We start from the raw sequence: 10,341 nt of genomic DNA, 5'->3' as shown, positions 1-10,341 counted from the left end.
GCCTAGCGTCGAGTGAGGGTCACAACCCGGAAAACAGTAGGTCAGAAAACCCAGCCGCGGAGGGCGAGGAATCTCAACGCCCCGGTGGCTGCGCTGACAGCGATGACGGCGACGATCTGGAAGGCCGACGAGGCGCCGGGGAAGAGCACGTGTACCGCGGCGAGAGCAGCGGTGCCGAGAGCAAGCCCGACGAGGGCGAGTCCGCCTGCCTCCCACTGCGTCTGGAACCAGCCGACACGTTGCGCCGCGTGGAAGGTGTGCCGACGGTGAAGTTCATTGGCCAAGACGGTGCTGGCGACGATACCGACGATGTTGGCGACGAAGGATCCGAGCGATGCGAGCGCGACGAACAATCCCGCGTAGAGAATGTTGCTCGTCGCACCGACGAAGACGAACCGGACGAACTGAGCTACCGCGGACTCACCGAGAAATCGCGCCCTGAGCCGTGGGCCGCACGTTTCGGCCTGCGGATGCGTGCTCACCGAACTGCTCACGATGTCTCCAGTTGCCTGTCCGAACGACGAAGCCGCCCGTGACGTCCCATACAACCGATACAGTCCGACAAGTATGCCGGATTGTGACCGACGTCTCTAGGACGTCTTCTTGTTCAACTCGACGCCTTCGTTCTTCTTGCGGGAGCGACGGGTCAGGTCGAAGTTCATGACATCCGGCTTCACCGAAGCCAGGAACAGCATCGCGCAGCCGACGACGACCACGACGATGGTCAGAACCACAACGACGATTCCGATGAACGCGCCGATACTTTCCATAAGTGCATACCTCCCGTGTCGCCCCTTACCGTACTGGCCGCCCCAGTATCGGTCGAATGCACCCCGAATCTCACATTCCGACGCGTCTGCGGAGGTAGCGTCCGAACGATGGCGAGACGGTTCGAGGGCAAGGTCGCGTTCATCACCGGTGCGGCTCGGGGACAGGGCAGGGCAGAGGCTGTTCGCCTCGCATCGGAGGGCGCCGACATCATCGCCATCGACATCTGCGACGAGTTCGAGTCGACGTCGTACCCGGGAGCAACTCCGGCCGACCTCGCCGAGACAGTGGCGGCAGTCGAAGCGCATGGCCGTCGAATCGTTGCCTCCCAGACGGACGTGCGCGATTTCGACGCGGTGTCCGCGGCCTTGGAAGGCGGAGTGGCCGAGCTCGGTCGCCTGGACGTCGTCATCGCAAATGCCGGCATCTGCTCCGCGGCCATGTCGTGGAAGATCACGCCGCAGCAGTGGCGGGAGACCCTCGACGTCAACCTCACTGGCACGTTCTTCACCGTGAAGGCCGCCGTTCCGATCCTGCTCGAACAGGGCACCGGCGGCGCGATCGTCATGACGAGTTCCGTCGCCGGGCTGCGCGGGCTGCCGTTTCTCGCCCACTACGCGGCGAGCAAGCACGGCACGGTCGGACTGTGCCGTTCGATGGCCAACGAGCTCGGCCAGTACGGCATCCGCGTCAACACCGTCCACCCGCACGGTGTCGCCACCGGGATGCAACCGAACGAGATGATGGAACTCATCGGCGAGCACGGTGCCACGCTGGGACCGATCTTCATGGGTTCACTGCCCGATCCGGTGAGCGAGCCGGAAGACATCGCGGCAGCGGTCGCGTGGCTGGCTTCCGACGAAGCACGACACGTGACAGGCATTCAGTTACCCGTCGACCTGGGCACCCTCACTCGCTAGCGTCGCGGAGTCGGACAGCCCTCTGGATGGCCTGCCGGATCCGAAAGTACGTGCCGCACCGGCACACGTTCTCGATCCGGTCGATGTCCTCGTCGGTGGGATTCGAGGTGCGCTCGAGTAACGCAACTGCAGCCATGATCTGGCCCGGCTGGCAATAGCCGCACTGCGCGACGTCTTCCTCCAGCCAGGCCTGCTGCACCGGGTGCAGCGCGTCGAGGTCGGGGCTGTGTGCGGTGGCAGCCAGACCCTCGATGGTGGTGACCTCGCGTCCCTCCACCTCAGACACCGGAGTGGTGCACGGCAGCATCTCCTCGCCGTCGAGGTGGCTCGTGCACGCGTGACAGACGCCGATGCCGCACCCGTACTTGGGCCCCCGCACGCCCAACTTGTCTCGCAGCACCCACAGCAACGCGAGATCGTCGGGTGCGTCGACGCTCACGGTCTGCCCGTTCACGCTGAATTCGTGCACGAAGAACCTTTCATCGTGGGAACGGCTCGAAATCCACATCGAAACGGATGGGGAACGACCGCACATCGATCCCCGTCGCACGTGCGTAGGCGTTGGCTACGGCACCGACCGCAGCCGGAACGCCCAGCTCACCGGCGCCCCCGGGGTCGTCGCCGCTGGCGAGCACGATCACCCGCGCATCCGTCGGCGAGTCACGCTGCCGGGCGTAGCGAAACTGGCTGAAGCTCCCCTCGAGCGGGAGGCCACCGTCGATGTGCAACCCGGCCTGCAGCGTCGTCGAGATCGCGTCGGTCAGTCCGCCCAGCATCTGCGCCTGCAATCCCAACGGGTTGATCGCCTTCCCGACATCGACGGCAACGACGGCTCGGCGCACGCGTGGACGCGACGGATCGGTCGCGTCGATGTCGACGACACACGCCGTGCACGAGCGGTACTCGGCGTGGAAACCGATTCCCTGAGCCCAACCGTCGGGCATCGCCGAACCCCAACCACTGTCGGCCACGACGGCGTCGAGAACACCGCGATGACGAGGGTCGGCCAACCTGGATCGACGGAATTCCGCCGGATCCACACCGAGCTTTGCAGCGATGCGATCGACGACGACCTCCGCGGCGCCGCGGCTGTTCGCCGAATACACCGAACGCCAGCTGCCGGTGTTCATCGGGAGCTCGACCTCGGTCAACGATTCCGAGACGGATCCGAAGTCGTACGGGGTGGACACGGTACGCGCGAACACCGACCGCCCCGATCCGCTCGATCCCGATGCAGTCAACATCTCGCCGAGACCGTGCGAGAAGTCCGTCGAGATCGACGCCGCGCGGTGCTCGAACGACACCACGGCCTGTCCCTCGGTACGGACCCTGAAACGGTGGTGCGACGCCGGCCGCGCTCGCCCGTGCCGCATGTCGTCGACACGCGTCCACATCAGACGAACCGGCCTGCCCATCGCCTTCGAGATACGGGCCGCTTCGAGTGGGGCGTCGAAGAACAAGCGTCGCCCGAACGACCCACCGCCGTGCACGACGTGCACCGTCACCGCGGCGACAGGCAGTCCCAGCACACGCGCGATCACCTGCTTCGCGACGATCGGAGTCTGCATCGACGCCCAGATCTCGGCGGAATCGGACCTGACGTCGGCGACAGCGGAATTGGTTTCCATGGCCGCGTGGGAGACGAAGGCGAAGTCGAACTCGGCGTCGAACTCGGCGTCGAGATCGCCGGTCGTCGTGGGCGGTGTCACCGCATCGCGCAGGCGACGGCGGATCGTGTCGTCGTTCTCCCCCTCGACAGGTCCCGCATCCCAGCGCACGTCGGCCGTGGCTGCGGCGTCGATAGCCTGGCCGAACGTGTCCGCCATGACGGCGACACCCGTCGGGACGACAGCCACGTCGAGCACGCCGGGCATCGACCGCAGCGCATTCTCGTCGACCTCCAGTACCGCCGCCCCGATCGACGGTGGCCTGCGTACCACCACCGGCATGGCGTCCGGAACGTCGAGATCGAGCGCGTAGCGCAGCGATCCCGTCACCATCGCCCGGGCATCCGTGCGGCGCGTGGGGGTGCCGACGACACGGCCGGTCGGTCCCGTCGCGGGTGGCGACACGACTTTCAGGAGTGGATCGGCAGCCGCAACGGCAAGGTCCCCGATACCCGTCGTACGACCGTCCGCAGCCGTCAACATGCCCGCAGACAGTGAGACGGCCGACGGTGGAACGGCCCAGCGCAGGGCTGCGGCGGCAATCAACCGCGCACGGACCCCTGCGGCAGCATGGCGCACCGGCCAATACATGGACCGCATCGAATTGGAACTGCCGGTGAGCTGATTGAACAGCAACTCCGGGCGGGCATCGGCCAGCGTGGTGTCGATGACGCTCACATCGACATCGAGTTCGTCGGCGACGAGCATCGCCATCGACGTGGTCAACCCCTGCCCGACTTCGGCGCGGGGAATGACGAGACCGATGGTTCCGTCGATGCGCACTTCGAGCAGCACCAACAGGTGATCGGTCGGCTTACCCGCCAGTACCAATACATCGCCGAGGTCCATCGGCTCGGGAGTGGGCGCTGCGGACGCTGTGCGCGAGGCCGCCACGGTCAACGTGGGTGCGAGAAGAAGGGTCGTCAGAAACGCTCGACGGCTCACCTGCGTCTGCGCCACGTCCACCCTTTTCTTGCCCCGGACCGCCCCGTCCCGGGCTTATTGCCGACCCCACTGTAAGGGCCCAGGGCCTGACGGGGTGCGATCGGCGCGGGAATATCCCGGGCGCGGTACTGTTCCATCAGAGGTAGTTGACGAATCAACTAAAGACTCCAGGAGACCTCTGATGCCCGCTGTAACGGTCGACAACATCCTTGCCCTTCCCCGCATACCGCTGCCCGACGCCACCGCCGTCGCCCGCCCGGTCAAGTCCGTCACCACCGCACCCACCGGGTACGAGGGCGAAGGATTCCCCGTTCGTCGTGCATTCGCAGGCATCGATCTCACGAATCTCGACCCGTTCATCCACATGGACCAGATGGGCGAGGTGAACTACGCGCCCGGCGAGCCGAAGGGAACGCCGTGGCATCCCCACCGCGGCTTCGAGACGGTGACGTACATGATCGACGGAATCATGGAGCACAAGGACTCCGGCGGCGGCGGTGGCAGCATCACCGGCGGCGACACCCAGTGGATGACCGCGGGCGCCGGGATCCTGCACATCGAAGCCCCGCCCGAGCACCTCGTGATGTCCGGCGGCTTGTTCCACGGCGTCCAGCTCTGGGTCAACCTGCCGCGGGAGAACAAGCTCGCCCAGCCCCGCTACCAGGACATCACCGGCAACAAGGTCGCACTGCTCTCCAGCAGCGACGGCGGTGCACTGGTCCGCATCATCGCCGGCGAAATAGCCGGACACCAGGGCCCCGGATCGACCTACACGCCGATCGCGCTCAGCCACACAACCATCGCGCCCGGTGCGTCGGTGTCGCTTCCGTGGAAGCGCGACTTCAACGCAATCGTCTACGTCCTCGCCGGAGAAGGCACCGTCGGACCCGATCGGCGGCCGATCTCCATGGGCCGGACGGCAGTCCTCGGCCGCGGCGACACCATCGACCTCGCCGCGTCGGAACGGCAGCACGAGTCCCTCGAAGTGTTCGTCCTCGGCGGCAAGCCCATCCGCCAACCCGTTGCCATGGCCGGACCGTTCGTCATGAACACCAAGTCCGAGGTCCTCCAGGCGTTCGAGGACTTCCAAGCAGGACGACTCGGTTCGATCCCCGCCGAATATGCGCCTCCGGCGCCCGTGCGCACAAAAGGTGGTTCCAACAACACTAAGTGAACACGGGCGGCGAAGCCGCCTTACGCGAGGCGCTTGATGGCCCGCATCGGGATGTCCAGCCAGGTCGGCCGGTTGCGGGCTTCGTACACCGCTTCGTAGACGGCTTTGTCCAGCTCGTAGGCACCGAGCAGCGCGGCTTCGCTACGTGGATCGCTACCCGTCACGGAGGCGTATCCGTCGCAGAACGCGTCGGAGTTGCGCTGGGCCCAAGCGGTGGCCCGGTCGTACGTTTGCGGCGTCGCGGTCTCGTCTCCGAGCAGCAGGTGGTGGGCGGCGTAATCGAACGAACGAAGCATTCCGGCCACATCGCGTAGCGGACTGTCCGATTGGCGCCGCTCCTCGAGCGTCTTGGCCGGTTCGCCTTCGAAGTCGATGAGCACCCAGTGCGTCGGCGTACGAAGAACCTGCCCGAGGTGAAGGTCGCCGTGAATGCGCTGGACGGTCGTGGTGCCTGCGGCTTCGGCCCGCGCGATCAGTGTGCGCGCCGCCGGCAAGTGGTCGGCCAACTCGGGAACCGCGTCGACGGCTGCTTCGACGCGGCCGAGGATTTCGTCGACGGAGGCCGTCGAGTTGCGCTTGTCGGTGCCGAGTTGCCGGGCCAGGTCGGCGTGCACGCGGGCCACTGCAACGCCGAGTTCGAAGGCCTCGCTCGCGAAGTCGGCGGCAGCATCCTCCGGTGCGAGATCACCGGCGAGCAGGTCCCGCACCGACGCCAACGCGGTGGTCCATCCCTCCGCGGAGTCGACCACGAAATCCTGGGCCATTCCCAGCATGGACACTTCGCCGTCGATCTCGGCTTCCAACCATGCCCGCAGAGGCGCGACGTTCTCGCATCCGGTCTCGGCGAGCGCGCGGTGCAATTCGATATCCGGGTTGATGCCGGGTGAGATCTGTCGAAAAAGCTTGAGCAGCAGGGTTTCGCCGAGAACCACCGAGGTGTTGGACTGCTCTGCTCCCAGTACTCGGCCGGTCATCGACGAGTCGACGGTCTCGCCGGGCACCGTTCGGAATGCGACGGGTCCGACGGTATCGGCAGCGGCGAGCAGATCGCCGTACATCGAGATGATGACGGGGTCGCGGAGTCCGTCGTACACCTCGGCGACGCCGCCTTCAGGAAGCGGAAGGGCCCAGGCCGCCAGCTCGTCGGCCGACCCGTCGGCGGGCGTTTCGCGGAACCCGAGCGGTACCTGGTACCGCTGCACCCGTCCGCCGTCGGAGACCGGTGCGTCGAGACCGATGTCGACCAGCAGGTGCTCCGCGTCGACACCTGCCCGCGAGCCGAGATGCACCCGCGCGGCAATCGTCAGGGACACCAGCTTCGACCCCTTCGCTGCGAACCAACGCTGTTGGGGAATCCATCCGAGTAGGGCCGTTTCGAGATCCACCGTGGTCACGCGTGTCGAATCGGTCATATCGAGTTCTCTCGCCTCCGCAATTCGCTGGTGTGTTCAACCTTAACGATCGAGCCGGTGTACCGCGCAGCACGCATTACTCCCACCCGGCAGGTACCCGATCGGCGGTCATGCCACACACCACGGCGTCCATGGCTGTTTCGCCGGTTGTTTCGTCGCGCGAACGTTATGAGACGAGCTGACATCCCCGGGTACACGGCTCGTAGAGTGGTTTCATGTCCGCTCCACAATCTTTCCCTCGCTCGCCGATACCCCACATCGATGTTCATCGGGCCGGCGATCGTCTCAAAACCCGTGTGGCATGGCTCGACTCGAAGCATTCGTTCTCGTTCGGTCAGCACTACGACCCGGACAACACCCATCACGGCCTGTTGCTCGTCAACAACGACGACATCGTCACTGCCGGTCAGGGTTTCGAGACTCATCCGCACCGTGACATGGAGATCGTCACCTGGGTCACCAAGGGTTCACTGGTGCATCAGGATTCGATCGGACATTCCGGTGTCATCTATCCCGGGCTGGCCCAGCGCATGAGCGCGGGCAAAGGCATCATGCACTCGGAGAAGAACGACTCGTGGCGGCTGACCGGTGAAACCCACCAGGAACCTGTTCGGTTCGTGCAAATGTGGGTCGTGCCCGATTCGCCCGGTATCGATCCAGGTTACGAGCAACTCGAGATCGACGACGAATTGCTGCGCGGCGGGCTGGTTCCCGTCGCGTCGGGCATGAAGAAGCATCATGGCCAGTCGGCCATCCGTATCTCACAGAAGGCGGCGGCGCTGCACGTTGCCCGCTTGCACCCCGGCCTACCCGTGTCGCTGCCGGAAGCGCCGTACCTGCACGTGTTCGTCAGCCAGGGAACGGTGCAGATGGAAGGCGTGGGCGAGCTGTACGAGGGTGATGCGGTGCGCATGAGTTCCTCTGGCGGGCAGCGTGTTCACGCATCCGAGTCGGCCGAGATCCTGGTGTGGGAAATGCACGCCCGCCTCGGGCAGTAGAACCGAACCGCGCGGTCGGTTGCAGTGCAACAGGCCGCTCGGCGCCCCGGAGTGTAAAGATGGGGTGCATGACTTCTGTACTGAACTCGGGGATCGATCTCGGCTACCGAAACGAGGGCACGCGCCCGCAGGACGACTTGTTCGTACACGTCAACGGCAAGTGGCTCGACGAGTACGCCATTCCTGCCGATCGCGCGGTCGACGGCGCATTCCGCACGCTGTACGACAAGGCCGAGGAAGACGTTCGGACGATCATCCAGGAAGCGGCAGCGTCCAACCCGCCGGCCGGATCGGACGCCCAGAAAATCGGCGACCTCTACTCCAGCTTCCTCGACGCGGACGCCGTCGAGGCTGCCGGCCTCACACCTGTCGCCGACGAGCTCGCCGCCGTCTCGGATGCGGCCGACCTCTCGGCACTCGCCCGGGTGCTCGGCTCACTGCAGCGCACCGGCGTCGGGGGCGCTGTCGGCCACTACGTCGACACCGACGCGAAGGACTCCACGCGATACCTCGTTCACTTCTCTCAGTCCGGCATCGGCCTGCCCGACGAGTCGTACTACCGACAAGAGAACTACGCGGGCATCCGTGACGCATACCTCGCGCACATCGCGACGATGTTCTCCCTCGCAGGATTGTCGTACGACGCGCAGCGCGTGTTCGACCTCGAGACCAAGCTTGCAGCCGGGCACTGGGACGTCGTGGCGCGTCGCGACGCCGAGAAGAGTTACAACCTCGTCCATTTCGATGCACTCGACGCCGGGTTCGATTGGGCAGCTTGGGTTTCCGGTCTGGGTGGCACAGCGGAGCAGTTCGCGGAGATCGTCGTCCGCCAACCCTCGTTCCTGAGTACCTTCACCGGCCTGTGGACATCGGAGGACATCGAGGACTGGAAGGCATGGCTGGCGTGGCGCATCGTGCACGGCCGAGCTCCATACCTAACGTCGGCGATCGTCGACGAGAACTTCGCGTTCTACGGCAAGACGCTGACCGGAACGGAGGAGAACCGCGAGCGGTGGAAGCGCGGCGTGTCCCTCGTGCAGGACCTGCTGGGCGAGGCCGTCGGCAAGCTGTACGTCGAACGGCACTTCCCGGCCGATGCGAAGAGCCGCATGCAGGTGCTCGTCGACAATCTCCGAGAGGCGTACCGTCGCAACATCACCGAACTCGAATGGATGAGCCCGGAGACTCGCCGCAAGGCGCTCGACAAGCTCGACAAGTTCACCCCGAAGATCGGGTACCCCGACCGCTGGCGTGACTACTCCGCTTTTCGGATCGACCCGCGCGACCTTCTCGGCAACTACCGCCGCGGATATGTCGCCGAGTACCAGCGTGATCTCGACAAGCTGGGCGGTCCGGTGGACCGCGACGAGTGGTTCATGACGCCGCAAACCGTCAACGCCTACTACAACCCGGGCATGAACGAGATCGTCTTTCCCGCGGCCATTCTGCAGCCGCCGTTCTTCGATGCCGACGCCGACGACGCCGCCAACTACGGCGGAATCGGAGCCGTCATCGGGCACGAGATCGGTCACGGCTTCGACGATCAGGGCGCGAAGTACGACGGTGACGGCAACATGGTCGATTGGTGGACCGACTCCGACCGCACCGAGTTCGGCAAACGCACCTCCGCGCTCATCGCGCAGTACAACCAGTTCGAGCCCATGGCTCTGCCCGGCCACAAGGTCAACGGCGAGTTCACCATCGGCGAGAACATCGGCGACCTCGGCGGGCTGTCCATTGCCGTCACCGCATACGAGATCGCACTGGGCGGGGAGGATGCACCGGTCATCGACGGTTTGACGGGTCTGCAGCGCGTGTTCTTCGGCTGGTCGCAGGTGTGGCGCACCAAGGCGCGCGACGAGGAGGCCATTCGCAGGCTGGCCGTCGACCCGCACTCGCCGCCGGAGTTCCGCTGCAACGGCGTAGTACGCAATCTGGACAGTTTTCACGAAGCGTTCGATGTGAAGCCTGGTGATGCGCTCTACTTGGAGCCGGAGGAGCGCGTCAAGATCTGGTGAGTGCGGCGCGCATGGAGGAGGGGGCACCATGAAGAATCGGATCAGGTGGGTGGCCGCGCACGCGGTGGTGCGATACGGCGCAAGGAAGGCCGCGCAGGCGGGTGATCTGCAAGCCATGCTTGTGGCAGACCCGGCGACGCGCGCCGATCCGCGTCAGGTGTTCGAGAAGATTCGGGCGTCCGGGCCGTTGGTGAAAACTCGCATCTCCAACATCACCGTCACCCACCGGGTGGTGCACGACCTCTTGCGCTCGGACGACCTCCGGGTCACCCAGTTCGGTGCCAGTCTGCCGGGGCCGCTGCGCTACATCGAGAGCAAAACGCGGTCGAAGGCGCTGCATCCGTTGAAGCCGCCGTCGCTGCTCTCGGTGGAGCCGCCCGAGCACACCCGATACCGCAAACTGGTGTCGTCGGTCTTCACGCCCAGGGCTGTCTCCCGC

At 65.5% G+C, this 10,341-nt stretch carries 9 protein-coding genes and 1 pseudogene; 5 read left to right on the top strand and 5 right to left on the bottom strand.

Annotated features, from left to right (window positions below; genetic code table 11):
* Window positions 1-41: 41 nt before the first annotated feature.
* Both WBQ44_RS18085 and WBQ44_RS18080 read right to left on the bottom strand, forming a co-directional pair.
* Entirely contained in the window at window positions 42-494 is a 453-nt protein-coding gene (locus WBQ44_RS18085) for a GtrA family protein (RefSeq protein ID WP_495568054.1), read from the bottom strand.
* 96 nt (window positions 495-590) lie between these two features.
* A complete protein-coding gene (locus WBQ44_RS18080; RefSeq protein WP_495568053.1) occupies window positions 591-770 on the bottom strand; it encodes a hypothetical protein in 180 nt (59 codons plus the stop codon).
* A 108-nt stretch (window positions 771-878) separates the two neighbouring features.
* Between WBQ44_RS18080 and WBQ44_RS18075 the strand changes: the two genes are divergently transcribed.
* On the top strand, window positions 879-1,688 hold the full coding sequence (locus tag WBQ44_RS18075; protein WP_495568052.1) for a mycofactocin-coupled SDR family oxidoreductase: 810 nt from the start codon (window positions 879-881) through the stop codon (window positions 1,686-1,688).
* Here the strand turns inward: WBQ44_RS18075 and WBQ44_RS18070 are convergent.
* Entirely contained in the window at window positions 1,678-2,157 is a 480-nt protein-coding gene (locus WBQ44_RS18070) for a (2Fe-2S)-binding protein (RefSeq protein WP_495568051.1), read from the bottom strand. The two genes, WBQ44_RS18075 and WBQ44_RS18070, sit on opposite strands and share 11 nt — an antisense overlap.
* A gap of 10 nt (window positions 2,158-2,167) precedes the next feature.
* Window positions 2,168-4,315 carry a xanthine dehydrogenase family protein molybdopterin-binding subunit gene (locus WBQ44_RS18065; RefSeq protein WP_495568050.1) on the bottom strand — a complete coding sequence of 716 codons (2,148 nt, stop codon included), beginning with the start codon at window positions 4,313-4,315 and terminating at the stop codon, window positions 2,168-2,170.
* A gap of 166 nt (window positions 4,316-4,481) precedes the next feature.
* On the opposite strand from WBQ44_RS18065, the gene WBQ44_RS18060 reads away from it, so the two are divergent.
* Entirely contained in the window at window positions 4,482-5,474 is a 993-nt protein-coding gene (locus WBQ44_RS18060) for a pirin family protein (RefSeq protein ID WP_495568049.1), read from the top strand.
* Window positions 5,475-5,494: 20 nt separating this feature from the next.
* On the opposite strand, the gene WBQ44_RS18055 is transcribed toward WBQ44_RS18060, so the two are convergent.
* Window positions 5,495-6,886 (bottom strand): maltokinase N-terminal cap-like domain-containing protein, encoded by a 1,392-nt coding sequence (locus WBQ44_RS18055; RefSeq protein WP_495568048.1) that lies wholly within the window; start codon window positions 6,884-6,886, stop codon window positions 5,495-5,497.
* A gap of 215 nt (window positions 6,887-7,101) precedes the next feature.
* On the opposite strand from WBQ44_RS18055, the gene WBQ44_RS18050 reads away from it, so the two are divergent.
* From WBQ44_RS18050 to WBQ44_RS18040, 3 genes and pseudogenes are all read left to right on the top strand, one after another.
* Entirely contained in the window at window positions 7,102-7,884 is a 783-nt protein-coding gene (locus WBQ44_RS18050) for a pirin family protein (RefSeq protein WP_495568047.1), read from the top strand.
* 68 nt (window positions 7,885-7,952) lie between these two features.
* Window positions 7,953-9,902, top strand: a complete 1,950-nt coding sequence (locus tag WBQ44_RS18045) for a M13 family metallopeptidase (protein ID WP_495568046.1) — start codon at window positions 7,953-7,955, stop codon at window positions 9,900-9,902.
* A 28-nt stretch (window positions 9,903-9,930) separates the two neighbouring features.
* Window positions 9,931-10,341 (top strand): annotated as a pseudogene (locus tag WBQ44_RS18040) (cytochrome P450); the annotation flags it as partial.

It is taken from the genome of Rhodococcus sp. (in: high G+C Gram-positive bacteria) (genome assembly GCF_049591685.1).
Lineage (GTDB): Bacteria > Actinomycetota > Actinomycetes > Mycobacteriales > Mycobacteriaceae > Rhodococcoides.
Note: the sequence above shows the minus strand (reverse complement) of the source record. Positions and strands in the feature narration are given on the sequence as shown.